21 protein-coding genes are annotated in these 22,244 nt (G+C 68.2%); 7 read left to right on the top strand and 14 right to left on the bottom strand.

Annotation, left to right across the window (positions count from 1 at the left end; genetic code table 11):
* Position 1 precedes the first annotated feature (1 nt).
* Positions 2 to 571 (bottom strand): YkvA family protein, encoded by a 570-nt coding sequence (locus tag ACJMKX_RS05325; protein ID WP_405222108.1) that lies wholly within the window; start codon positions 569 to 571, stop codon positions 2 to 4.
* A gap of 155 nt (positions 572 to 726) precedes the next feature.
* Between ACJMKX_RS05325 and ACJMKX_RS05320 the strand changes: the two genes are divergently transcribed.
* Positions 727 to 2,454 (top strand): M28 family metallopeptidase, encoded by a 1,728-nt coding sequence (locus ACJMKX_RS05320; RefSeq protein ID WP_405222105.1) that lies wholly within the window; start codon positions 727 to 729, stop codon positions 2,452 to 2,454.
* 41 nt (positions 2,455 to 2,495) lie between these two features.
* On the opposite strand, the gene ACJMKX_RS05315 is transcribed toward ACJMKX_RS05320, so the two are convergent.
* The 3 genes from ACJMKX_RS05315 to ACJMKX_RS05305 all read right to left on the bottom strand — a co-directional run bounded on the left by ACJMKX_RS05315 (position 2,496) and on the right by ACJMKX_RS05305 (position 4,046).
* Positions 2,496 to 3,005 (bottom strand): hypothetical protein, encoded by a 510-nt coding sequence (locus ACJMKX_RS05315; protein ID WP_405222102.1) that lies wholly within the window; start codon positions 3,003 to 3,005, stop codon positions 2,496 to 2,498.
* Between the two features lie 187 nt (positions 3,006 to 3,192).
* The gene (locus ACJMKX_RS05310; RefSeq protein WP_405222099.1) at positions 3,193 to 3,570 is read right to left on the bottom strand and encodes a hypothetical protein; all 378 of its coding nucleotides are present in this window, start codon (positions 3,568 to 3,570) and stop codon (positions 3,193 to 3,195) included.
* A 176-nt stretch (positions 3,571 to 3,746) separates the two neighbouring features.
* Complete coding sequence (locus ACJMKX_RS05305) at positions 3,747 to 4,046, bottom strand: hypothetical protein (protein ID WP_405222096.1); 300 nt, start codon at positions 4,044 to 4,046, stop codon at positions 3,747 to 3,749.
* Positions 4,047 to 4,175: 129 nt separating this feature from the next.
* Between ACJMKX_RS05305 and ACJMKX_RS05300 the strand changes: the two genes are divergently transcribed.
* Entirely contained in the window at positions 4,176 to 4,733 is a 558-nt protein-coding gene (locus tag ACJMKX_RS05300) for a gamma-glutamylcyclotransferase (protein ID WP_405222092.1), read from the top strand.
* Here ACJMKX_RS05300 and ACJMKX_RS05295 read toward each other — a convergent pair.
* From ACJMKX_RS05295 to ACJMKX_RS05285, 3 genes are all read right to left on the bottom strand, one after another.
* Positions 4,722 to 4,943 carry a hypothetical protein gene (locus ACJMKX_RS05295; RefSeq protein ID WP_405222089.1) on the bottom strand — a complete coding sequence of 74 codons (222 nt, stop codon included), beginning with the start codon at positions 4,941 to 4,943 and terminating at the stop codon, positions 4,722 to 4,724. The two genes, ACJMKX_RS05300 and ACJMKX_RS05295, sit on opposite strands and share 12 nt — an antisense overlap.
* Positions 4,944 to 5,093: 150 nt before the next feature.
* Positions 5,094 to 6,953, bottom strand: coding sequence for an FHA domain-containing protein (locus tag ACJMKX_RS05290; protein ID WP_405222086.1), 1,860 nt, complete (start codon positions 6,951 to 6,953; stop codon positions 5,094 to 5,096).
* 75 nt (positions 6,954 to 7,028) lie between these two features.
* A complete protein-coding gene (locus ACJMKX_RS05285) occupies positions 7,029 to 8,513 on the bottom strand; it encodes an AAA family ATPase (protein WP_405222083.1) in 1,485 nt (494 codons plus the stop codon).
* A 153-nt stretch (positions 8,514 to 8,666) separates the two neighbouring features.
* Here ACJMKX_RS05285 and ACJMKX_RS05280 point away from each other — a divergent pair, with 153 nt between their 5' ends.
* Positions 8,667 to 10,739 (top strand): S9 family peptidase, encoded by a 2,073-nt coding sequence (locus ACJMKX_RS05280; protein ID WP_405222080.1) that lies wholly within the window; start codon positions 8,667 to 8,669, stop codon positions 10,737 to 10,739.
* Here the strand turns inward: ACJMKX_RS05280 and ACJMKX_RS05275 are convergent.
* Both ACJMKX_RS05275 and ACJMKX_RS05270 read right to left on the bottom strand, forming a co-directional pair.
* Positions 10,711 to 13,509 carry a tetratricopeptide repeat protein gene (locus ACJMKX_RS05275; RefSeq protein WP_405222077.1) on the bottom strand — a complete coding sequence of 933 codons (2,799 nt, stop codon included), beginning with the start codon at positions 13,507 to 13,509 and terminating at the stop codon, positions 10,711 to 10,713. The genes ACJMKX_RS05280 and ACJMKX_RS05275 overlap by 29 nt on opposite strands.
* Positions 13,506 to 14,768 (bottom strand): hypothetical protein, encoded by a 1,263-nt coding sequence (locus ACJMKX_RS05270; RefSeq protein WP_405222074.1) that lies wholly within the window; start codon positions 14,766 to 14,768, stop codon positions 13,506 to 13,508. Before ACJMKX_RS05270 ends, ACJMKX_RS05275 begins: the two co-directional genes overlap by 4 nt.
* 121 nt (positions 14,769 to 14,889) lie before the next feature.
* On the opposite strand from ACJMKX_RS05270, the gene ACJMKX_RS05265 reads away from it, so the two are divergent.
* Positions 14,890 to 15,093, top strand: coding sequence for a dodecin family protein (locus ACJMKX_RS05265; RefSeq protein WP_405222071.1), 204 nt, complete (start codon positions 14,890 to 14,892; stop codon positions 15,091 to 15,093).
* A gap of 63 nt (positions 15,094 to 15,156) precedes the next feature.
* Complete coding sequence (lysM, locus tag ACJMKX_RS05260; RefSeq protein WP_405222069.1) at positions 15,157 to 15,657, top strand: peptidoglycan-binding protein LysM; 501 nt, start codon at positions 15,157 to 15,159, stop codon at positions 15,655 to 15,657.
* A gap of 70 nt (positions 15,658 to 15,727) precedes the next feature.
* On the opposite strand, the gene ACJMKX_RS05255 is transcribed toward lysM, so the two are convergent.
* The 5 genes from ACJMKX_RS05255 to ACJMKX_RS05235 form a co-directional block, all read right to left on the bottom strand.
* Positions 15,728 to 16,762 carry an SAM-dependent methyltransferase gene (locus ACJMKX_RS05255; protein WP_405222066.1) on the bottom strand — a complete coding sequence of 345 codons (1,035 nt, stop codon included), beginning with the start codon at positions 16,760 to 16,762 and terminating at the stop codon, positions 15,728 to 15,730.
* On the bottom strand, positions 16,762 to 17,286 hold the full coding sequence (locus ACJMKX_RS05250; protein WP_405222063.1) for a DUF2878 domain-containing protein: 525 nt from the start codon (positions 17,284 to 17,286) through the stop codon (positions 16,762 to 16,764). Before ACJMKX_RS05250 ends, ACJMKX_RS05255 begins: the two co-directional genes overlap by 1 nt.
* An 85-nt stretch (positions 17,287 to 17,371) precedes the next feature.
* A complete protein-coding gene (locus ACJMKX_RS05245; RefSeq protein WP_405222060.1) occupies positions 17,372 to 18,079 on the bottom strand; it encodes a hypothetical protein in 708 nt (235 codons plus the stop codon).
* Positions 18,066 to 18,965 carry a hypothetical protein gene (locus ACJMKX_RS05240; protein WP_405222053.1) on the bottom strand — a complete coding sequence of 300 codons (900 nt, stop codon included), beginning with the start codon at positions 18,963 to 18,965 and terminating at the stop codon, positions 18,066 to 18,068. The genes ACJMKX_RS05245 and ACJMKX_RS05240 overlap by 14 nt, the downstream gene beginning before the upstream one ends.
* Positions 18,966 to 19,169: 204 nt before the next feature.
* A complete protein-coding gene (locus ACJMKX_RS05235; protein ID WP_405222050.1) occupies positions 19,170 to 19,775 on the bottom strand; it encodes a nuclear transport factor 2 family protein in 606 nt (201 codons plus the stop codon).
* Positions 19,776 to 19,912: 137 nt separating this feature from the next.
* On the opposite strand from ACJMKX_RS05235, the gene ACJMKX_RS05230 reads away from it, so the two are divergent.
* Positions 19,913 to 20,665 carry a glutamine amidotransferase-related protein gene (locus tag ACJMKX_RS05230; RefSeq protein ID WP_405222047.1) on the top strand — a complete coding sequence of 251 codons (753 nt, stop codon included), beginning with the start codon at positions 19,913 to 19,915 and terminating at the stop codon, positions 20,663 to 20,665.
* Positions 20,666 to 20,777: 112 nt separating this feature from the next.
* Positions 20,778 to 22,244, top strand: a complete 1,467-nt coding sequence (locus ACJMKX_RS05225) for an HAD-IB family hydrolase (RefSeq protein WP_405222044.1) — start codon at positions 20,778 to 20,780, stop codon at positions 22,242 to 22,244.

Genomic DNA, 22,244 nt, shown 5'->3' with positions numbered 1-22,244 from the left:
CTCAGAACAGCGACAGCGGCGAGCGCCGGGATCCGCCGCGCTTGCGCTCGCTGCGCCGGCGCCGGCGCATGCGCGAGTGGAGCTCGCGGCGCCGGCTGCGCAGCCATTCCTCTCGCGTCACCGGATCCTCGTTCTTGCGGCCCCGTCGCATTTCCTCGCGCACCCGGAATTCGCAGAAATCCTGATAGGCCTCGATCTCGTGGCGCAGCTCGCGCACGACCAGTTCCACCATGATGGCGTCGTCGAGGAAGCCCAGGCCCGGGATGTGATCGGGGATCAGGTCCTCCGGCTCGGCGAAGTAGGCCAGCGCGTTGATCACGCGTCCCTTCTCCTCGTCGGGCAGTTGCCACTCCGAGTCGTGGAGCATGTCGGTCAGCACCCGCAGCTTCTCGAGACGTTCCTGGATGTAGGTCGGCACCTTGCCCTGGCGGACCTGGCCGAGCAGGGTCTCGGCTGACGCGATGATGTCGTCCTCGGAGGCCCGCCCGGCGGCCTTGTGCGCCTCCTTCATGATCAGGCGGAAGTGATCGAGATCCGAATCTTCGAGATCGATGGTGATGCGCAGCCCCATGATGGTCCTCCTCGGCGGCAAGCAGCGAGCGTACGCGGGGGTCCGGATGCGGTCAATTCCGCATGGGGTGTACCCGGGCGCGGTTTCTGGTATACCGGGCCGCTCTCATCGACGGGCCGCCCGGACGGGCGGCCGTGACCGGAACAGGAGAAGGCATGGATATCGTAGTGCGCTTGGTAAGCCGCGCGTCGCGCTGGACGGCCCTGGCCGCGGTCTTCACTCTCACCGCGGCCTGTGGCGGCGGTGGCGAGGAACAGGCCCGTCAGGCCGATCAGCCGGCCGCCGGCGCGGAGACCGCCAGGGCGACAGTTGCCATCGACGCCGTCGATTTCGCCGAACACGTGAAGGTGCTCGCCTCGGACGAGTTCCAGGGCCGGGCGCCGGGTGGCGAGGGCGAGCGCAACACGGTCGACTACCTCACCGCGGAGTTCCGCGCTGCCGGGCTGGAACCGGCCAACGGCGACAGCTACCTGCAGGGCGTGCCGCTGGTCTCCATCACCGCCGAGGAGGTGACGCCGCTTGCGATCGAGGGCGGTGGGGAATCGCTGTCGTTCCGCTACCAGCAGGACATGATGGTGTGGACCAAGCGCTATCAGGAAGCCGAGTCTCTGACCGACAGCGACATGGTCTTCGTGGGCTACGGCATCGTCGCGCCCGAGTACGACTGGAACGACTACGAGGGCCTCGACGTCGAGGGCAGGACCGTGGTGATCCTGGTCAATGACCCAGGCTTCGCCAGCGGCGATCCGGAGCTGTTCAACGGCCGCGCCATGACCTATTACGGCCGCTGGACCTACAAGTACGAGGAGGCGGCCCGTCAGGGCGCAGCCGGCGCGCTGATCGTCCACGAGACGGAGGCGGCCGGTTATCCCTGGCTGGTGGTCAGCGGCAGCTGGAGCGGCGAGCAGTTCGACCTCGATCTGGGCGATGCCGCGCCGCCGCGTGTGGCCATCGAGGGCTGGCTCACCGGCGCAGCGGCCCGTTCGGTGTTCGCCTCGGCCGGCGTCGACTTCGACGAGGCAGTGAGCAGCGCGGCGAGTCGGGAATTCGAGGCGCGGCCGCTGGGTCTGCAGGCGAGTGTTGCGGTCACTAACAGCCTGTCCAGCATGGAGTCGGCCAACGTCGTCGGCATGCTGCCGGGCAGCGAGCATCCGGACGAATACATCGTCTATACGGCGCACTGGGACCACCTCGGCCTGGCGCGCTCTGTGCTGCAGGACCGCATCTACAACGGTGCCGTGGACAATGCGAGCGGCGTGGCCGGCCTGCTGGAGATCGCAGAGGCCTTCGCCGCCATGGAGCCGGGCCCGGAGCGCAGCATCGTGTTCCTGGCCGTGACCGCAGAGGAATCGGGCCTGCTCGGCTCCGACTGGTACGCCAGCCACCCGTTGTTCCCGCTGGAGCGCACCGTGGCCAACATCAATCTGGACGCGATGTCGCTGGTGGGCCCCAGTCACGACGTCACGGTGATCGGCTTTGGCAACTCCGAGCTGGACCAGTATGCGGCGCGTGCCGCAGAGGCCCAGGGCCGGCACCTGGAGCCGGAACCCACGCCGGAGAAGGGCTTCTTCTACCGCTCCGATCACTTCAATTTCGCCAAGCGCGGCGTGCCGGCGCTCTACCTGCGCGGCGGGGTCGACCACCGCGAGAAGGGCAGGGAGTACGGGTTGGCCTACAACGCGGCCTGGGTCAGCGAGCGTTATCACAAGGTCAGCGACGAATACAGCGAGGACTGGGACCTGCGCGGCGTGATCGAGGACGTCGGACTGCTATTCGAGGTGGGCCGCGCCCTGGCCGGGACGAGGGACTGGCCGAACTGGGCTGAGGGCAACGAGTTCCGTGCGGCGCGCGATGCGTCCTCCTCTGATCGCGAGGGCGGCTGAAGCCGAGCCGCGCTTGCAGGCCACTTGGCGGTTAGCGGCTCTTATCGGCGATAGGCCGTTGCGGCGAGGAAAGCTGGCTCGAGCGCCGGGTCAGCCGGGTTCGCCTTTTCCTCCTCCCGCTCCGGCACATCGTCTTTCTTCTGGGCGATGTTCAGTCCGGCGACGCCGTCTCGGGAGACGCCGAAGAAGACGGCGAACGCGCGGGTCTCCCAGAACGTGAGCAGGCGCAGCCCGTCGAGTTCCTTCAGCCGGGTGATCAGGGGCGCTCGGTCCCGGTACTCCATGGGACGGATGCCGGGTCCGGTGTCACGCGGCAGGCCGGCGTGGGGGCGTTCTGTCGGTGCGGCCCGGTGTCGGAAGCGTGCCGGCAGCAGGGCGTAGCGGAGCGTTCCGGCTGCCTCCCCCGTGCTCACCCGTATCGCTTTCCCATTGGCTTTCCCATCGGTGGCCGCATCCGTGGCCGATTCACGGCCGGGCGCCTCGTCGGCCACCGCCGTCGTACCGAGCAGCGTCAGCAGGCAGGTCGCCGTGAGCATCAGTGGAGTCTTCATCGGCCGCACCCTCCGTGGTCATCAGGGACAGCGGAGGCCAGTCTGGCACCTGGCGGTGGCAGCTAACGAGGAATCAGGTCACAACCTGGAGCTAATTCAAGAACTTATGTCAACAAGGCACAGTGCGGCCATGGCCGTTCCGGATGCCGTCGACCGGTATCCACCGCGGCCGGCAGCGGCGACGCCCTCAGCGCTGGTCGTCGCGGCGCCAGGAATCCGAGTGGTCATAGGGATCGAACGCGTGATCCTCATCGATCGACAGTGAAGGGTCGTCCAGCAATTTGAGCAACTCTTCGCGGTCGTCGGCGGGGATCTCGCCCAGATAGACGTTCTTGCCATTGCCGTTGGAGACGACACGGCTGCCCGCCGGCAGGTGATCGATGCGGGGAGGCGAGGGCGGAGACGATCGTTCGCGATTGTGCGACTCCCTGCGCTGCCTTGCGCGTTGTTCGGCGAGTACCTGGTTCAGGAGCGGTGTGGCCCCGCGCGCCGGTGCCGGTGCCGGCCGTGGCCGGAAGCGGTCCAGCAGTCGCTCTTCGAGCAGCTTTTTCAGGTACGAGGTCATTTATCGGATTTGTTTTTCGTGATGGGCCGATGCCTTTACGGACGAATCGATTATCCGGTCTGCCGGAGAGCGTGCACCTCAAACTTTACATAATTTTGTCAAATTACCCGTCAATTCATTGATTTGATGAGAGTTCTGTGACCGGGTTCACAGTTATGCGGCCCCGTCGGCAGGGCTTACGCCGGCGACCGGCGCCGGGGCCGGCGCATGGAGCGCCAGGTCAGGCGGGCCACCGTCACCACCAGCCAGGGGCTGAGCACGAGAAACCAGGTGCCGGGACTGCCGCGCCCCAGCGTGCCCCAGATTTCGCCGTAGAAGCCCCCGAGGCCCTCCGGGTATTCGCCGAAAATCAGGAAACCGACTCCGTAGACCGCCGCTGGCAGCAGGAGCACGCCGGCGAGCACCAGAGCGACGGTCAGCAGCGACTCGCGTTTCAGCATGGTCGCGATTCCGATGTCGTTTTTTTCCTCTGCCATTGCGAGAATCCGTCCGTCCGGCGGCCATTCAGTGGCCAGTCAGTGGTTATTCAGCGGCGATCCTCGGTGAGTTGTCGGGCGGAATCAAGCCCCGGGGCATCGACCGCAGCGGGATATCGCGAGGTGCGCATGGCCGACAGCGGCGAACACGAACTGTGGATCTTCGGTTATGGCTCGCTGGTGTGGCGGCCCGACTTCCCACACGCCGAGGCCGTGCCTGCCTGGAGCGAGGGTCTGCAGCGGCGCTTCTGGCAGGCCTCGACGGATCACCGCGGCACGCCGGGCCGGCCCGGCCGGGTGGCGACGCTGGCGCCGGCGTGGGGTGTCCGCTGCCGCGGGGTCGCCTACCGTATCCACACCGGCTCGCGCGAAGAGGTGCTGACCTACCTCGACCATCGCGAGAAGAATGGTTACCTGAAACGCATCCTCGGCGTCGAACTGGACGACGGCCGACGCGGCGAGGCCATTACCTATATCGCCGATCCGGCGGGCCAGCATTATCTCGGGCCGGCACGGCTCGACGAGATGGCGCGGCAGATCCGGATGAGTGTCGGTCCGAGCGGGCCGAATTCGGAGTACGTGCTTCGTCTGGCCGAGGCGCTGCGCGGACTCGGTGCGCCGGAGCACGAAGAGGTGTTTGCGCTGGAGGCTTTGCTGCGCCGGGCGGGCCCTGACTCAGGGGCGTAGGCGCTCGCGCCGGCGCCGGCGCCAGATGCGGGCGCCGAGATGCAGGCAGCAGCCCGCGAAGAGCAGGTAATACGGTACCACCCAGTACCAGCCGCTGACGTACAGGGTGGCGAACAGGGCCAGGAAGCCGGCCGTTATGTAGAAATAGGGAAGGGCCTCGTACAGCAGCGTGGGCAGCCAGACGCGGCGATTCGCCAGCGACCGGCTCATGACTCGGAGCGTGCCTGCGCCCGTTGCCTGTGCTTCCCTGCTGCCCATCAGTGGCGCATCCGTCCCGACCTCGTGCGGTCTCCCCAGCGTCGCCGAGAGTAGCGCAGGTGTCGAGTCTAGTCCGTGATTGGGCTCACAATCAGCTCACAATCAGGCGTCGGCGCCGGAATCCCGTGGCGTCTCCTGGTAGCGGAAACGGCTGTCGCCGATCACCAGCGTATCACCGGGTCTCAGATCGGCCCGCGGTGTGCGCTCGCCATTCACGTAGATGCCGTTCTTGCTGCCGAGGTCCACAACGTGCACCCGGTCGGTCTCGTTAATGATCGCCGCGTGGAAGCGGCTGACGAACGGGGTCTTCAGCTGGATGTCGTTGCCGGCCGTGCGGCCGATGGTGATGCGTTCGCGGAACAGGGGGTAGCGGATATCCTGGCCGTTGACCTCGGCGATAAGCGACCGGCCGACCCGCGTCTGTTCGGGGCCGGACTCATCGTCGCCGACCATGCTGCGCGCCATGCGGGCGTCGAGGTTCTCCATCGACGCCTCGATAGTGCCCAGCCTCGAGATATGCTCGCGCAGCTGCTCGAGCTCCTTGGACAGTTCGCCGCTGCGGGTGAGGGCGTCGGCGAGTTCGATGCGGGTCTCGTGCAGCTCGCCGCGCAGCGACTCCATTGCGGCGGCATCGGCTTCCTCGCGGGATTCCCGTGAGGCCAGGCGGCCCTTCAGATCGTCGACCCGGCTCTCCATCTGCGCCAGCCGCGACCGGGCCTTCTCCAGTTCCTGGTCCCGTTCGCACAGCTCGTGCCAGACCTGCTGCAGTTCCTCGCCGCGCTCCTCGAGTTCGCCGGCCGACTCGGCTCGGGCCCTTGCCGCTTCGGCGGCCGCCATGCGCGCCTCATCCAGCGCCGTGCGCAGCGCGGCGGCGTCGCTGCCGAGCCGCTCGTTGTCGGCCTCCAGGCGGCCGATCATCTCGTCCTGCTCGTCGGTGCGCCGGCCGAGTTCCTGGCGCAAGTGCGCCAGCTCGCTGCTGCGTTTCTCCAGCTCGCCGTCGACTTCCGCCCGGGACCGATTCGCCTCTTCCAGCGCGGCGCGCAGCGTGGCGGCCTCGCCGGCGAGGCGCTCGTTGTCGGCCTCCAGCCGGCGGATGGTCTCGTCGCGCTCCTCGATACGGCTGCCGAGTTCCGCGGCGGCGACGCGCACCTCGGCGAGAGTACGGGAGTGTTCCTCGGCCTGTTCGCGCCAGTCGGCGCTCTCCTCGAGCCGGCCTTCCATCTCGGCTGCGGCGGCCTCGAGTTCCCGGCTACGTGCGTCCTGGCCCTCCAGCCGCCGGTGCAGCTCGTCGTTCTCGCTCCGGACCCGGGCCAGTTCCCGTTCGAGCGCCCGCCCCGTGGCCTCCCGGCGAGCGAGCCGCCGGGTCAGTCGTACGGCATCCCGTTTCGCGCGGCCCGCCTCGCGCCGCGTGCGCACCAGCAGCGAAAGGCCGGAACGCAGGCGCGAGTCCTGCTGCTCGGCCTCGGCCAGTGCCTGCTGCAGCCGCGCCGTCTCCTCGCGCAAGCGGCTGAGCTCCCCTTCGAGCCGCTTCCGTTCGCCCCCGGCGTCGGCGAGCTGCCGCTCTCCGGCGGCCAGCGCTTCGGTCAGGCCGGCGCCGCGGTCGGCGGCATCATTCAGCTGTTCCTGCTGGACGGCGATGCGATCCCGGGCGGTGTCCAGCTCCTGGCGCAGGGCCGCCGCGGTGCTCTCCCTCTCGGCCAGCTCCTGCTCGATCTCGTCCCAGCGGGATTGCATCTGCGCCAGCCGGCTCTCCAGGGAGCGAATGCGCTCGCCGCGCTCTTCCAGGTCGGTCTGCAGGGAGAGAATCTTCTCTTCCCTGGTGACCGTCTCTGCGTCGAGGCCGTGCAGCTCGGCCGTCCCGTCTTCGCTCGCGCCGCCGCCCAGCGCGCGCAACTCGTCGGTGGGGTCGTCGTCGATGACGGCGGCCGGAGCATCGATCTTGTTATTTCTTTCCGATGCCATGGGAAAAGTCTAGCATGCGCGCCCGTGCGGGCGGACATGCGGCGCGTGTCGCGAGCGGCGGGCGCCCTGTCCGACTCAGTCGGCGGGTACCGTGCGGGCGTCGGCCCAGCGCCGGAGGCGGTCGATGCGCTCGGCCATCACGACGGACAGGGGGCGCGTCGCCTCGATCTCGGCGAGGATGGCGGCCGTGTCCAGCCGCTGGTCGGAGCCGTGAACCGTGTACAGCGCCGCGACGACCGCCTGCTCGATCTCGGCGCCGGAGAAGCCGTGGCTGGCATCGGCCAGCGCCGCCACGTCGAATCCGCCGGGGTCGAGTTCCCGGGCCGCGAGGTGCAGCTCGAATATCTGTCGCCGGACTTCGGGTCGCGGCAGATCGACGAAGAAGATCTCGTCGAAGCGCCCCTTGCGCACCAGTTCGGGAGGCAGGTCGTCGATCTCGTTCGCCGTGGCGACGACGAATACCTGTTCCCGCTTCTCCGCCATCCAGGTGAGGAAGGTGGCGAGCACCCGTCGGCCCGTGCCGGTATCGTCGCGTCCGCCGGCGATGCCCTTCTCGAGCTCGTCGATCCAGAGTACGCAGGGCGCCATGACTTCGGCCGTGCGCAGCGCCTCCCTGAGGTTGCGTTCGGTCTCGCCGTGATACTTGTTGTACAGCGCGCCGAAGTCGAGGCGCAGCAGCGGGATGCCGTAGACGCCGGCGGTGGCCTTCGCGGCCAGGCTCTTGCCGCAGCCCTGTACGCCGATCAGCAGCAGTCCGCGCGGCAGGTCGAGGTGGCGGTTTTCGCCGGGCTTCAGGAATGCGCCGCGGCGGCGCTCCAGCCAGCTCTTCAGCCGGCCCAGACCGCCCACCTCGGCGAAGTCCGCGGTCTCGTATTCGTAGGAGAGCAGGCCGCCGCGGTTCAGCAGCTCGTACTTGGCCCGCATCACCTCCGGGATGTCGGCGGCGGAGATGGCGCCGTCGCGGAATATCGCGTTCCGCGCCAGGCGCGAGGTATCGGCAGCGGTCAGCCCGCCGAGATTGCGGATCAGCAGTTCGAAGGCCTGCTTGTCGGTGCGCACGGGACGGCCCTCGTTGGCCTGTGCCCACTCGCGGGCCACCTTGCGGACGATCTCTTCCCGCCGCGCGGGGCAGGGCATGCTCAGTTCCAGCCTGGCGGAAAAGCGCTCGATCTCCGCCGGCAGGCGGACCCGGTGACTGATCAGCACCAGATGCCGGTTCGTGTTGCGGAAGCCGATGCAGATGTCCTTGATCAAGCGGACGTTGACCGGGTCGTCGATATACGGATGGAAGTCCAGCAGCACGTAGAGCCCCGGTTTCTCCACTGCCCGGATATGGCGCAGGACGTCGGCCGGCTGGCTGTTGTGCAACTGCGGCTCCATGTCGATATCGAGGCGCTGCAGGCCGTCGGTGACCGTCCATCGATACAGCGGCCGGTAGTCGCCGCCGGTGAGATTCACGTCCTTCAGCAGCTCCAGCACCCGGTCCTCTTCGTGGCTCTCCACGACGATGATCGGTACCCGCGAGTTCAGTATCAGGCTGAGGTCTTTGCGCTCGTCCATAACTCGTCCATAGCTCGTCCGTTGGCCGCCCATTGCTCGTTAACAGTGCCGCTACATGCTAGACCATCCACCATGGGTGAGGGCTTGCGCCAGGTCACGCCACAGAGATTTGCCGCCGGCTGCTAGAATCCCGCTCGTTATGAGGTATCGCCGATGAAGCCGACACTGCCGGTCGCAGCGCTCGTACTGGCCGCCGCACTCCCGCTGGCGGCGGCGCCGCTCACCGAGGAATCACTGCTCGACTGGGAATACGCGGGCAGCCCCCGCTACGCTCCCTCTGGCAATGCGAATGGCAATGCGAATGGCAATGCCAACGGCGAACGCATCGTGTATACCCGTTTCGGCACCGACGCCGGGGCGGACGGCTACCACGCAGACCTGTGGCTGATCGGGGCGTCGGGCGAGCGCCGTCTGACGACGGATGCGGCTGCCGACTACGCGCCGGCCTGGTCACCGGACGGCCGGATCCTCGCGTTTCTGTCCCGCCGGGGCGGCGCCGCCCAGGTCTACGTATTGCGGGCGGGCGGCGGCGACGCGATGCAGGTCACTGCCGCGGAAGGAGGCGTGCGCGCTTTCGCCTGGGCGCCGGACAGCCGCCGCATCGCGATACTGGCAAGTCCGGCGGCCGAGCCGGAGCAGGACGAGTCCTACGTCACCGACCGCCTGCTCACTCGGCGGGACGGCCGGGAGGGCTACCGGCGGCCAGGCGCGGCGCAGCTCGGCGTCGTGGTCGTGACGGAACCGCGAACGGTGCCCCTCTGGCTCACCGAGCACGAATTCGGGGCCGGGGTGCCCGTCTGGAGTGCGGACGGGGCCACTCTCTACTTCAGCGCCGCCTGGGATTCCGAGGAGGCGCTGGCGCTGGGCGATACGGAACTCTACGCCGTTGCGGCCGACGGCAGCGGCGCCCCGCGGGCCATCACGGACCGCGACGGGCCCGACGACAATCCGCTGCCGTCGCCGGACGGGAGCTGGATCGCCTGGACCGGCTTCGACGACGGCGAGCCCCCGGTCAGCTATCGTCCGGACGAGCTCTACGTGATGCGTCCGGACGGCAGCGAGCGGCGAAACCTGACGGCGGACTGGCCGGCGGGTGTCGCCGATACGATGGCCGGTGACGTCAACCCGCCGTTCGGACCGGCACGCCGGCTCGCCTGGTCGGCCGACAGCCGCAGCCTGTATTTCACGGCGGCGGTGGAGGGCCGGGTGCAGCTGCTGCGGGCCGGCGTCGACGACGGCGTCGTCTCGCCGGTCACCGATTTCGACGAGGGGGACATCCGCGAGTTCGACGTGGCGGCCGACGGCAGCATCGCCGCGGTCTACAGCCGGCCGGACTCGCCGCCGCAGATCGTGACCTTCCCGCCGGAGCGGGCGCAGCGCGGGGGCTGGCGCCAGCGCACGTCCCTGAATGGCGCCTATCTGGAATATCCGCGCTTCGCGGAGTACGAGGAGCTCCGGGTCAATTCTTTCGACGGCACGCCGATACAGGCCTGGCTGATTCAGCCGCCGCGCTTCGATATGCGCCAGCGCCACCCGCTGATCCTCTATATCCACGGCGGCCCGCATTCGATGTACGGGACGAACTTCTTCCACGAGTTCCAGGTGCTGGCGGCAGCGGGCTACTTCGTGCTCATCGCCAATCCTCGCGGCAGCACGGGCTACGGCGAGGTCTTCGGCAACGTCATCCAGTACCGCTACCCGGGCGACGACTTCCGCGACCTGATGGCTGTCGTCGACGCGGTGGCGGAGCGCGAGTACATCGACGCTGAACGCCTCGGTGTGGCCGGCGGCAGCGGCGGCGGGCTGCTGACCACTTGGGTGGTGGGGCAGACGGAGCGTTTCCGCGCCGCTTCGGCACATCGGTCCGTCACCAACTGGCTGAGCTTCGTCGGCACCACCGACATCAACCGCTACGTGACCGCGCGCTGGTTCCGGGACTACCCCTGGCGCGACCCGGAAGGCTACCTGTCGCGTTCGCCGCTGATGCTGGTGGACCGGGTAACGACGCCGGTGCAGATCATCCACAGCGACGACGACTTCCGCACGCCGCTGGAACAGGGCCTGCAGTACTACACGGCGCTGAAGCAGCTCGGCAAGCCGGCCGAGCTGGTGGTGATGCCGGGCGAGAGCCACGGCCTGTCACGGGACGGTGCGCCGTCGAAGCGGGCGGAGCGGCTGCGCCTCATCATCGACTGGTTCAACCGGCATCTTCGCGAGGGGGGCTAGCCGGCTCTGCGCCGGCCCGCCGCGCCTCCAGCTCGCGGCCATCCTGGCGGATGACGAGTCCGGTCACGCGCCCCGTGCGGTCGCGGCGGAAACGCAGCCTGACGTCGACCAGTTCGTTGCCGAACTCGTCGGCGTCCAGCGGATGGTAAGGGATGGCCGCCTGGCCCGTGATCGCGCCGAACAGCGTGTCGTCACGGCGGGTGAGGCGCAGCTCCACGCCGGCCACACCCTCGATCTCGTAGCGACCGACATAGTCGTCCAGGATCATCGGGTCGATCTCGTAGTCGGCCACCTCGCGGCGGGTCACTGCCGGACGGCCCCGCAGCTCGTGGCCATATTCATGCCAAAGCATGTGCCGTAGTCGTCCTCGCTCGTCCAGCACGAACTGCAGTCTGACCGCCGAGTCGTCGAAAAAGAACTCGGTTTCCGAGGCAGGCTGCATCAGGCGCGGGCGATCGCCGGGAACGGACAGGACGAGCCCCTCCGGCGTGTCGTCGATCTGCACGATGGCACCGTCCTCCCGGCGGTAGCGACGCGCATAACGTTGCCGCTCGGAAGCGTCGAGATCGATCGCTTTGGGCCTGGCGGGGAGGGCATGCTCGACCGGTCCGGTACTGGCGAGCGCGGCACGGTCGCGCTGGATATAGGAGTCCAGCAGCGTCCGGAACTGCCCGCCGCCGGCGGAATCCAGCAGCGCCTGTAAGTCTCCGGCGATCTCCAGATAGTAGGCCTGGCGGAAACCACGTTCCGCGGCCGCACGCAGTTCCCGCAGCGCGGCCTCCGGCCGGCCGCGCAATGACAGCACCTGCGCATACTGGGCGTGCGCGCTGGCCGTGTCGATTCCGGCCGAGAGGCGCTCTTCGAGGTAGGCCTGGAGCGCGTCCAGCAGTCGGCCGGCCTCCGCCTCGAGGCCGAGTTGCCGGTAGGTCCGGATCATCCAGGGCAGCCAGGCCTGGTTCGTCTCGTTGACCACCGGTCCCGCGATGCCGCCGTCGTAGCTGAGCGCCTCCTCATAGGCATCCCGCGCCGCCTGCAGCTCGCCGGCGAAGAAACTGGCCGAACCGAGCCAGGCGAGGAGGCCGGGTGGCAGCGTCACGCCGTAGGGCTCCAGGTTGCGCGTATAGCGGTCGGCCGTGGCGCGCACGTAGTCCAGGTTTTCCCGGTAGCGTCCATTCGCCACGTACCAGAGACTCGTCGCCTGCAGCGTGTACGGATCCTCCGGATCCATCTGCTCCATGACCGCCAGCCAGCGGCGTGCCTCGTTCGGTTGTCGCAGGTCGGTGTGCAGAGCGACGAGGTAGTAAAGAGCCAGCAGGTTGCGGGGATCACGCTCGAGCTCGGCACCCGCCCAGCGCAAGGCCTCGGACAGGTTGCCGCGCGCGTGGGCAGACTGGATCAGGTTGTTGTGGTGGGTGCCGATCTCCGCCGGCTGCAACTCGAGCAGCCGGCGGAAGTGGGTCTCGGCCTGGAGGTGGCGGCCCATCGTGCCAAGCAGGTTGCCCAGGTTGGTATTGAGCGGGATCGAGAGGGGATCACGGTCGTAGGCGCGCAGATAGGTGCTGAGAGCGTCACGGTAGCGGTCCTGGGCGAGCAGTACGCTGCCGTACCAGGTCAGCGTCTCCTCGTTGGCGGGGTCCAGCGAGAGGGACCGGTTCAGTGCCTCCTCCGCGGCGGCGTACTGGGCCTGCTGCAGGCGCAACAGCCCCAGCGAAGCCCAGGCCTCCGGCAGGTCCGGATCCAGCTCGAACGCCCGGTTGACCAGTTCCTCGACCCGGGGCGTCACGTCGTCCAGGCGTTCGTTGCCGTAGTCGATCAGCAGGGAGAGCGTGTCCGCGAGGCCGGTGTAGGCGAGTGCGTAGCCCGGGTCGGCCTCGGTGGCCCTGGCGTAGTAGTCGCGGGCCCGCAGCAGTGCCTCCTCGGTGCGCTCGTGGGCGGCAGTGCGGCCTTTCAGATACAGCTCGTAGGCCTCGACGCTCCCGGTGGCCTCCGCGGCCGTCTCCGCAGCGCCGCCCAGCAGGGTGAATTCCAGCTTGCGGGCGATGGCGGTGGCGATCTCGTCCTGGATCAGGAACACGTCGTCCAGCGGGCCCTCGTAGGTCTCCGACCAGAGATGGAAACCGTCACTGGCGTCGATGAGCTGTGCCGTCACGCGGACCCGGTTCGCGCTGTCGTCCTTGCGCACGCTGCCCTCGAGTACGGTCGCCACATTGAGTGCCTCGCCGATCTCCGGGATGCTGCGGTCCGTGTTGCGGAAGACGAAGGACGAAGTCCTGGCCGCCACCCGCAGCCCGTCCACGCGGGCGAGGGTGTGCAGGAGCTCCTCGGCGATGCCGTCACCCAGGTAGGCGTTGTCCCTGTTCGGGCTGAGATCGTCGAACGGCAGAACCGCGATGGAGCCCAGCTTGCCGGCGGCACGTTCGGTGTCCTCGGCGCCGAAGCGCTCGCTGACGATGTAGGCGATGGCGACGGCGAGCAGCCCGAGGAGCACCGCGTCGGTCCAGCGGCCGAACAGCCGCCGCGACGGTTCGGCGGCCTCGCCCCGGTCCGGCGTGCGGACGATGCCCTCCGGTGTGATGTCGAAGAACCAGGCCAGCACCAGGATCAGCGGGAAGCCCGCGATGGCAGCCAGGATGACGGTGCGGACCGCCGATTCCGGCAGACCGAGATAGGGGAAGATGACGTCCGCCGCCTCGATGACCACCCAGCAGGCGACGACATAGGCGGCGACCGATCTGAATACGCGGCGCCTCCTGAGTTCGTCGATGATCACGTAGCCGGCTCTCCCAGCGCGTCCCGGAATTGCTTCGACGCCAGCGTGCGCGACGAGGCGCCGATGACTGCCGCCGCCGTCTCTCGCAGCTCGTCGAGGTCGATGTGCCCACCACCCTCCGCGAGCCGCCGGAAGACGTCGTCGAGGCTGGCGTCTCCCGCGGTGCGATCGCGGATCTCCCGGTCGAGTTCCCGGAACACGCTCACCGCCCGGGCCGTCGTCGCGCCGGTCGAGTGCCGCCGGCGCAGGCCTTCGGACTCCCGGCCCCACTCGGCCAGGTCGCGGAACGTGTCGCGGCTGCGCTCCGAGGTCACAGTTCCGGTGCGGCGCAGGACCTCCACGCTGTAGTACTCGGCCAGTCCTTCCAGTATCCAGTCGTCGCCGCGCCCGGTGTCGCGCCCGAGGGCGATGTGCATGAGTTCGTGCAGCAGCGTGCTGGTGCCGTTCTCGCTGATCAGCGGGCGCTCGGCATGGACGTAGAGCGAGTCCGGGGCCGACAGCGCGCCGCGCCACATGGGATCGCCGGCGGAGACCACGGTGAGCCGGTCGGGGAAATCGGGCACGAGCCGCACGATTGCGGGCAGGTTCCAGTTCAGCAGCGCCAGCACGTCGACCCGGCGCACGCCCTGGTCGACCGGCCCCGCCACCGCCACGCGAACGCCGGCGATGGTGTCCCGGCGCACGCCGATGTTGCCGGCCACCATCCAGCCCGTGGGCCGGTCGAAGCGGCGTTCGTCGTTCACGACGAGGTAGCGACCATCCTCTTCACGGTACGGGGTGACGACGGACCATCCGCGCGGCACCCGGAGGCTGAGCGTGCTCCGCGATACGGCGTCCTTCAGGGTGCGGGTCGCGGCGGCCGGAAAGGCATCCTCGCCCCGGAACAGGGCCCACCCGGGGCCGAGCCGGGCGTCGTAGGCCTCGCCGCGGGGATGCACCAGCGCCGCCTGCCAGCGCAGGGTTCCGCCCGCCTCGGGCGGCCGCCAGACGAGCTTGTCGCCGCGGCGCTCGATCTCGCCGTCACCGGCGAATTCGGTCCAGCGTTCCCCGGACAGGTTGAAGCGGGCCTCGCGCAGCAGGTGGCGAGGCTGTTCGAGCGTGATCGACGCCTGCGCGACGCCCCGCAGGGGCTCCAGTACGAGTTCGTAATGCAGCCGGTACGTGAGTTCATCCGCCGCGGGCGCCGCGGCCGCCTCGCCGGCGAGGCGGCAGGCGCTCAGCGGGAGGCAGACGAGCAGGAGGAGGCAGGTATTGCGCATTCTGCGTATTATGCGCAAAACGGCGGCACCGAGCAGGGAGGACGGTGGAGACGCATCCTGCAGCCGTGGCCGGGCGATCCCGCCGGGCCGCGGGCCGCCGTTTCGCCACAAGGAGAAAGCCATGAGCGTTGCAAGAGTTACCGAGATCACCAGTGCATCCGACAAGAGCTTCGAGGATGCGATCGAGAAAGGCATAGAGCGGGCCAATGAGACCCTCGACAACATCGAAGGCGCGTGGGTACAGGACATGAAGGTGGTCTGCGACGGCGGCAAGATCAAGGAATACCGCGTCAACATGAAAGTCACCTTCGTTCTGAATGGCTGACCGGTTCTGTGACCCCTGACGGCCGGCCGCGTTCACCGCGGCCGGTGCAACGAGGAGAATGAAATGGATCTATTGGGTTTCGCGAAGGATATCGGACGCCGGATCTTCAACAAGGACGAGGAGGCCGCGGAGAAGATCAAGGAGCTGATCCTGCAGAACAACCCCGGCGTGCGCAATCTCGAGGTGGAATTCGACCAGGGCGTCGTCGGTCTGTCCGGCGAGTGCGAATCCGGCGCCGCCATGCAGAAGTGCGTGCTGCTTGCCGGCAACGTGGAGGGGGTGATCGACGTCTACGCCAACAAGATGACCATCCGCGCGCCTGCGACCGCCAAGGGTGACACGGGTGACACGGGTGACGGGGGCGGCAGTACTGCGGAGGTGGCCCCCGCCGAGGAGCCGGTGGAGTTCTATACCATCCGCTCCGGAGACACGCTCAGCAAGATCGCCAAGCAGTACTACGGCGATGCGATGAAGTATCCCCGCATCTTCGAGGCGAATCGGGAAGTGATCGAGGACGCGGACAAGATCTATCCGGGCCAGCGTATCCGTATCCCGCTCGGCTGACCGGCCGCCGGCAGTCGAAATGCAGCCGGACGGGCCCTGCGGGGCCCGTTCTTCGTTCGGCCGGTACGGCTCATTGAGGCCGGCGGAAGCGGTAGTGGCCCACCAGCCACTGGCGGCCGTCTCCATAACCGAACAGCTCGGCGCAGGCCATGTAGAAAATGCGCCAGCGCTGCAGCCAGATCTGTGCATCACGCCCGGCCAGGTCCTGGCCGAGGATCTCGAGCGCGGCGTCCCGGTGCGCATCCAGTTTCTCCAGCCACGCGTTGCAGGTGCGCTCGTAGTGGCGCCCGCTCACCAGCCAGCGCTCCTCGAGTCGGAGATCGTCCTGGAAGTGCAGCAGCGTATCCGCCGAGGGCATGATGCCCCCCGTGAAAAAGTGCTGCGCCATCCAGTCCGTCTCGCCCTCGACCTGGAAGGGGTAGAGGAGCTCGCGGTGGCAGAAGTGATGGACGAACAGCTGTCCGCCCGGTCGCAGCCAGCCGGCGATGCGCCGCATCAGCTCGCGGTAGTTGCTCATGTGCTCGAACATCTCCACCGATACGATACGGTCGAAGGTATCGCCGGCGTCGAACTCGCGCATGTCGGCGGTGATCACGTCGATGTTTCCGAGTCCCCGCTCGCGTGCAATCCCCAGGATGGTCTCGCGCTGCGGGGCGGAGTTGGAGACGCAAAGGATCTCGGCCTTCGGCAGATGCTCGGCCATCCACAGCGACAACGAGCCCCAGCCGCAGCCCAGCTCCAGGATGCGCTGGCCGTCTTCGAGCCGCGCGCGATCGACCGTGATTGCGAGCATTCGGGCCTCGGAGTCGTCCAGCGTGGTCGTCGACTCGTCCCAGTAGCCGCAGCTGTACTTGCGGTGGCGTCCCAGGCAGAGCCGGAAGAACTCCGGCGGCACCTCGTAGTGCTGCTCGTTGGCGGCGTCGGTATGCACCGCCACGGGCCCCTCGGAGAGTTCGGAGATGCGCAGCCGGAAGCGCGCATCCTGCGCGTCGGCGTCCGCCAGGCGCTCGTTGGCCAGGCGTCCGGCGAGCAGACGCCGGATGCCCTGGCGGATCAGTGCGTCCGGTACGAGGCCGCGTTCGGCCCAATCGATGAGGCCGGCCATCACGCGGCCTCGTCGGCGCTGCGCAGCAGCGAAGGCAGCGGTGCCGAGTGGGCGTACCAGACCAGCAACGGTGTCACCACGGCCCAGACTAACCCCAGGCAGACGAGCGTGAACTCGCCGGGGAAGGCGGCAGCGCCCAGCTTCGAGCCGGCCGTGAAGGACAGGGGCTGGCCGATGGCGCCGAACAGTGCGGCCAGCCGGTAGCGCCCGGCCAGCCAGCGGAGACAGCCGCGCTGGGTGAGGGCGAAGACCACCCACAGCGTCAGTATCCAGGCGGGCGCCAGCGGCCCCCAGGGGGAGGCATAGTCCAGCAGCCCCAGGGCGACGAAACTGCCGTCCACCAGCAGTCCCAGCGAGAGCGCGAGGGCGCACAGCGCGAGCAGCCGGCCCCGGGAAGACTCCCGGGAGAGCTCCCAGGCGAGGAAGGCGCCGGCCATCAGCATGCCCGGCCAGACGATGCCGTTGGCCGCACCGAGCACCAGCGCGAACCAGCATGCATTGAACAGGATGAAATTGATCAGCACGAGGCGAATCCCGCGATTGTCCGTTGACCCGTCTGCTCTTCGGCGCCGGCGGCCTTCCGGATGCAGCGGACTCAGTGGATCAGGCTCAGCTGATCGTGTCGGTGTCGGCGATGAACGTGCGGAGCCGATCCGCCAGGTTCTTGCAGGCTGCGGTCTGGGTGCGCGCGATCAGCGGCACCGGGATCACGATCGCCGGCAGATAGGACGTGCCGGAGACGTCCGCCTTCACCGAGCCGGCGGACTTCAGTTCCTTCAGGTCCCAGATCGATGCCTCGTAGTTGGCTTCGTTCTCCCACCAGGCGAAGCCGAAGCAGCCACCGCCGCCGGGTCCCGCCGCGCAGGACAGGCTGCCGCCGCCGCCGGTGCGCTCGGTATCGCCGTCGAGCCAGACGATGTAGCGAACGCCGCTGTCGCGGATGCGCTCGCGCACGCCCGGGCGCTGCATGAAGCGCTGCAACGCCTTGGTCTCGGCGGGCGCCGTGCGCGGTTCCAGCCAGGGGAACAGCGCGTCCACGAACTGCTCGTCCGGCATCACGGCCAGGCCCTCGCGGCCGTTGCCAAGCGCGTTGCCGACGCAATCGGTGAAGCCGCGCTCCGTCTCGTTGCCGAGATGGTAGCTGCGCGCCATGACCACCACCGCCTCGCCATCCAGGATGCCGGTGGCTGCGCTCTTCTCCTGTTCCATCCGTGCCGTGACGCAGCCGCTCAGCAGGACGGCCGTCCCGGCCAGCCCCAGCAGCAGCATCCGGCCGGGGCCCGTCGCTCCCGCTCTGCAGTCTCTAGCCTCGGTCATCGGTGAGATTCCCCTGGAAGTTTGCCTGGGTCGCATCGCCGGTGTTCGCAGCCACGTCCGTGGATTGCCCCGGCCCCTCTTCGGCCGGCAGCTCGGCCTCGTCTTCGGTTTCGGGCGGGGCCACGACCGTTACGGCGCCGGACTCGGTCTCGCTTGCAGGGTCTGCTGCGGAATTGCCCGCGGAATCGCCTGCGGAATTGGCCGAGGGATCCGTCGAGGGATCGGTCGGGAGCCCGACCTGAACGCTCCTGCTCTCCGCCTCCTCCGGCTCCGGCCCGGGCATGCCATTGCCGCCCGGGTCGCCGAGCCCCGTCTCCCGCGCAAAGCGCAGTCCGATCATGGCGGCCGCGTCCCGCATGGCGAGCACAGCCGCGCGGGCCAGCGCCTCGTCGGCGCTGAACATGCCCTCGGAGCCGGCCTTGCCGTAGGCGGCGATGGGCCAATTGGAGATCTCCGTGCCCTCGCCGTCGAAGATGCGCAGCCGGTAGCGGATCCAGATGGTGTAGGCGTCCGAGCGGCTCTGGGAGGGCAGGGCGAACTCGAAGGCCTCGATACTCGTCTCGATCAGGGCGTCGGCGCCCACCGCCTCGACGTTCGTGTCCGCGTCGACCTCGACCACCTCGGTGAACATGGACTCGAACAGATGCTGGAAGGCGAGCTTGTTGGCGGCCCCCAGGTTGATGGTCCATTTCTGTCGCCCGAGCACCTCCTCCTCGTGCACGTATCGCGACATTTCCGGCGAGTAACGCACGGCCACCTTGAGCGGCAGCTGATTCAGCAGGGGTTCGGGGAGAGCAGGATTCGTGAGCGCAACCTGACTCGAGCAGCCCGTAAAGACCAGGGCCGCCAGGACGACTCCGAAAATGGCAGAGACTCTCCCGGTCAAGCAACGCTCCATCGGCCGAGGCGGCCGGCGATTCCCTTGGTGATTGCCTCGGCGATTCCCCAGGGATCAGGTGTTGTATCCAAGATGTCGACTCGCGCGGCCGCCCGAAGTTTCATCCTGGCCGCGGCAAGAGATACACGCTTCGACTCTAGACCCAGCGCGCCCGTCATGCAAGCAGCCCGGCCGTCGCCTCCCCGGCCCGTCTCAGAAGCGTGCGCGGATGGCGCGCAGCACACCGCCGACCACCGGAATGTACTCGTACAGCCCGCCGGCGGAGTCCCAGAAATCCTGGTGCAGCACCACCCGGCCGTCGTCGTCGAAGCGGAAATGGGTGACGCCCCACGAGACCAGCGGCTCGCCGTCGGCCAGCGCCCCGGCACGCATCGTCATCCGCCAGCGGAAGTAGAAATCGTCGCCCGAACGGCCGATGTGGTGGAACTCCACCTGCACGGAGTCGGCATTCTGCGCCGTGTGCAGAAAATACTCCTCGATGGCCGCAGCACCCCGCAGAGTCTTCAGCGTGTCGTTGAAGAAGGCGTCCGGGGCATAGACCTCACGGGCCATGCGCTGCACCCCTTCGGGCGTGAGCTCGCCGAAGAACTGCCGCAGCCGCTCGACGGCGGCGGCCTCGGCCTCGCTGCCCGGCGCGGGGCCCATCCCCTCCGTGCGGGCCAGGGCCTCCTCGTAGGCGGCCACATGGGCGGCGGAGGGGGCTACGTCCGCGCTGCGGATCGCCCATGCCAGCAGCCCGACCACGACGACGGCCAGGACGCCGATGACAAGCAGGGTTACAATCACGAGCTTTTGCATGCCGGTCTCCTTGCAGGGTGGCCGCGGACTGAGCCGATGGTGAACGTATGGTGACGACGACAAGCATAGTGCACGTGTACGCTGCCGGCGCTGGCACGTTATTCGGCGATTGCCGCTGATCGGATCAGGAGCCGCCGATGCCGCGTCCCAAGGTCCTCGTCTTCCAGCACGTGCCCTTCGAGCCGCTGGGCACGCTGGATCCGTTGCTGAAGGAGCACGGCTTCCGCATCCGCTACGTCAATTTCAGCCGCGACCCGGCGCAACGCCCGCGACTCGCCGGCTACGATGCACTGATCGTCCTGGGCGGACCGATGAACGTGGACGAGGTGCAGGACTACCCCAACCTGGCCACCGAGGTCGAACTGATCCGGGAGGCGCTGGAGCGGGAGCGCCACGTGCTCGGCATCTGTCTGGGCGCACAACTGCTCGCGAAGGCGCTGGGAGGCACGGTGGCCCCCAACGGGCCCCACGAGATCGGCTGGCACGAGGTGCGGCTCACCGCCGACGGTGAGGCGGACCCGGTGCTCTCGGCGCTGGATTCGCCGGCGCCGCTTTTCCACTGGCACGGCGACCGCTTCGAGCTGCCGCCGGGTGCCAGCCACCTGGCGGAGTCCATGCTGTGCGCCAATCAGGCCTTCCGTTACGGCGATCTGGCGCTGGGGCTGCAGTTCCACCTGGAGGTGGATCGGGCGCTGATCGAGCGCTGGCTGACGGTACCGATCAACCGTCGTCTGCTGGAGCGCCTGCAGGGGCAGGTGCACCCGGAGGCGATACGGCGCGAGACGCCCGGGCTCATCGCGGCGCTGGAGGCACGCAGCCGGCGTGTCTTCGGCCGCTGGATCGAGCAGTTCGGCCTGCCCAGGCGGCGGCGCGCGCTGCCGTCACGGTGAGCGGTGCCGCGCACGGCCGGTTCGCGCGGGATCTCCGGCCGAATTCCGGGCTGATTTTTGCCGTCTTTGCCTGCATGATAGGCGGTTCAGTCAGCCGAGCGGAAACCCGAGCATGAAGCTGTACGCCGACGTCACCCGGGAGATCGACGAGATGCCGGAGGGACCGGAGATCGTTGCCTTCTTCGATCTCGACGGCACCCTGCTGTCCGGGTTCTCGGTGACCTCGATGATGCGCGAGCGGCTGTCCTCCGGCGAGCTGAAACCCCGCCAGGCGCTCGTGCAGTTCGTCTCGTTCATCGGTCAGGGCTTCCGCAGCCGGGAATTTCCGGCCATGCTGAAGGCGGCCACCCGGACGCTGGAGGGCGTCGAGGAAGCCTCGTTCGTGCGCCTGGGCCGCGAGACGTTCCGCAAGTACGTGAGTGGCGCCATCTATCCGGAATCCCGTGCCCTGGTGCGCGCCCACCAGCGCAAGGGTCATACCGTGGTGGTTCTGTCCTCGGCCACGCCGTACCAGGTCAACCCGGTGGCAGAGGAACTGGATATCGAGCACCTGCTCTGCACTCGCTTCGAGGTGGAGGAGGGCAGGTTCACCGGCCGGCTGGTGGAGCCGATCACTTACGGCGAGGGCAAGCTGACTGCGGCCCGCAAGTTCCTGAAGGCGCGTCGCCTGAAGCTCGCCAACAGTTTCTTCTACACCGATGGTGCCGAGGACGTGCCGCTGCTCGAACACGTCGGCTATCCGCGCCCGCTCAATCCGGACGGCGACCTCGAGGAGGTGGCCGAGGAGAGAGGCTGGCCGATCCGGCGCTTTCACAGCCGCGGCCTGCCCGGCGTGCGCGAGGTGCTCGGCACCGGTCTTGCCTGGGGTGCGCTCGTCTCTTCCGCCCTTGCGAGTGTCCCCGTCCTGGCGCTCAACCGGTCCCGGCGCGATGCCGCCAACCTGGCCATCGCGACGTTCGGCGATTTCGCCAGCGCGCTGGCGGGTCTCGATCTGCAGGTGACGGGAGAGCAGCATCTCTGGTCGCACAGGCCCGCGGTGTTCGTGTTCAACCACCAGAGCGGGGCGGACATGGTGATCCTCGCGAAGCTGCTGCGGCAGGATTTCACCGGTATCGCCAAGAAGGAGCTGAGGAGCAACCCGATCCTCGGCCCGCTCATGTGGGCCACCGAGACGGTCTTCATCGACCGGGCCAACACGGAGCAGGCGATCGAGGCCATGCGGCCGGCCGTCGAGACGCTGAAGAGCGGCCTGTCCATCGTGCTGGCGCCGGAGGGGACGCGCAGCCTCAGCGACCGGCTCGGTCCGTTCAAGAAGGGTGCGTTCCACCTGGCCATGCAGGCGGGCGTGCCGATGGTGCCCATCGTGATCCACAACGCGACGGACGCGCTGCCCAAGAGCGGTATTTTCGTGCGTCCCGCCATCATCAAGGTGGAGATATTGCCGCCCGTGCCGACCGACGACTGGGAAGCCGAGACCATCGATCAGCACGTGCGGGCGGTGCGCCGCATGTTTCTGAAGGCGCTGGATCAGATGCCGGAGCCGGGCGAAGAAGAGATTAGCAATAACAATAAGATATAG

The organism is Lentisalinibacter sediminis (assembly GCF_040706615.1).
Taxonomy (GTDB): domain Bacteria; phylum Pseudomonadota; class Gammaproteobacteria; order Steroidobacterales; family Woeseiaceae; genus Lentisalinibacter; species Lentisalinibacter sediminis.
Note: the sequence above shows the minus strand (reverse complement) of the source record. Positions and strands in the feature narration are given on the sequence as shown.

What these genes read in the sequence shown, in the direction of transcription:
- ACJMKX_RS05225 (WP_405222044.1), top strand. Translation starts at nt 20,778, where the DNA reads ATGAAGCTGTACGCCGACGTCACCCGGGAGATCGACGAGATGCCGGAG.
- ACJMKX_RS05265 (WP_405222071.1), top strand. Translation starts at nt 14,890, where the DNA reads ATGAGCGTTGCAAGAGTTACCGAGATCACCAGTGCATCCGACAAGAGC.
- ACJMKX_RS05245 (WP_405222060.1), bottom strand. Translation starts at nt 18,079, where the DNA reads ATGACCGAGGCTAGAGACTGCAGAGCGGGAGCGACGGGCCCCGGCCGG.
- ACJMKX_RS05325 (WP_405222108.1), bottom strand. Translation starts at nt 571, where the DNA reads ATGGGGCTGCGCATCACCATCGATCTCGAAGATTCGGATCTCGATCAC.
- ACJMKX_RS05285 (WP_405222083.1), bottom strand. Translation starts at nt 8,513, where the DNA reads ATGGACGAGCGCAAAGACCTCAGCCTGATACTGAACTCGCGGGTACCG.
- ACJMKX_RS05280 (WP_405222080.1), top strand. Translation starts at nt 8,667, where the DNA reads ATGAAGCCGACACTGCCGGTCGCAGCGCTCGTACTGGCCGCCGCACTC.
- ACJMKX_RS05320 (WP_405222105.1), top strand. Translation starts at nt 727, where the DNA reads ATGGATATCGTAGTGCGCTTGGTAAGCCGCGCGTCGCGCTGGACGGCC.
- ACJMKX_RS05315 (WP_405222102.1), bottom strand. Translation starts at nt 3,005, where the DNA reads ATGAAGACTCCACTGATGCTCACGGCGACCTGCCTGCTGACGCTGCTC.
- ACJMKX_RS05255 (WP_405222066.1), bottom strand. Translation starts at nt 16,762, where the DNA reads ATGGCCGGCCTCATCGATTGGGCCGAACGCGGCCTCGTACCGGACGCA.
- ACJMKX_RS05295 (WP_405222089.1), bottom strand. Translation starts at nt 4,943, where the DNA reads ATGAGCCGGTCGCTGGCGAATCGCCGCGTCTGGCTGCCCACGCTGCTG.
- ACJMKX_RS05305 (WP_405222096.1), bottom strand. Translation starts at nt 4,046, where the DNA reads ATGGCAGAGGAAAAAAACGACATCGGAATCGCGACCATGCTGAAACGC.
- ACJMKX_RS05235 (WP_405222050.1), bottom strand. Translation starts at nt 19,775, where the DNA reads ATGCAAAAGCTCGTGATTGTAACCCTGCTTGTCATCGGCGTCCTGGCC.
- lysM (WP_405222069.1), top strand. Translation starts at nt 15,157, where the DNA reads ATGGATCTATTGGGTTTCGCGAAGGATATCGGACGCCGGATCTTCAAC.
- ACJMKX_RS05230 (WP_405222047.1), top strand. Translation starts at nt 19,913, where the DNA reads ATGCCGCGTCCCAAGGTCCTCGTCTTCCAGCACGTGCCCTTCGAGCCG.
- ACJMKX_RS05290 (WP_405222086.1), bottom strand. Translation starts at nt 6,953, where the DNA reads ATGGCATCGGAAAGAAATAACAAGATCGATGCTCCGGCCGCCGTCATC.
- ACJMKX_RS05270 (WP_405222074.1), bottom strand. Translation starts at nt 14,768, where the DNA reads ATGCGCAATACCTGCCTCCTCCTGCTCGTCTGCCTCCCGCTGAGCGCC.
- ACJMKX_RS05300 (WP_405222092.1), top strand. Translation starts at nt 4,176, where the DNA reads ATGGCCGACAGCGGCGAACACGAACTGTGGATCTTCGGTTATGGCTCG.
- ACJMKX_RS05310 (WP_405222099.1), bottom strand. Translation starts at nt 3,570, where the DNA reads ATGACCTCGTACCTGAAAAAGCTGCTCGAAGAGCGACTGCTGGACCGC.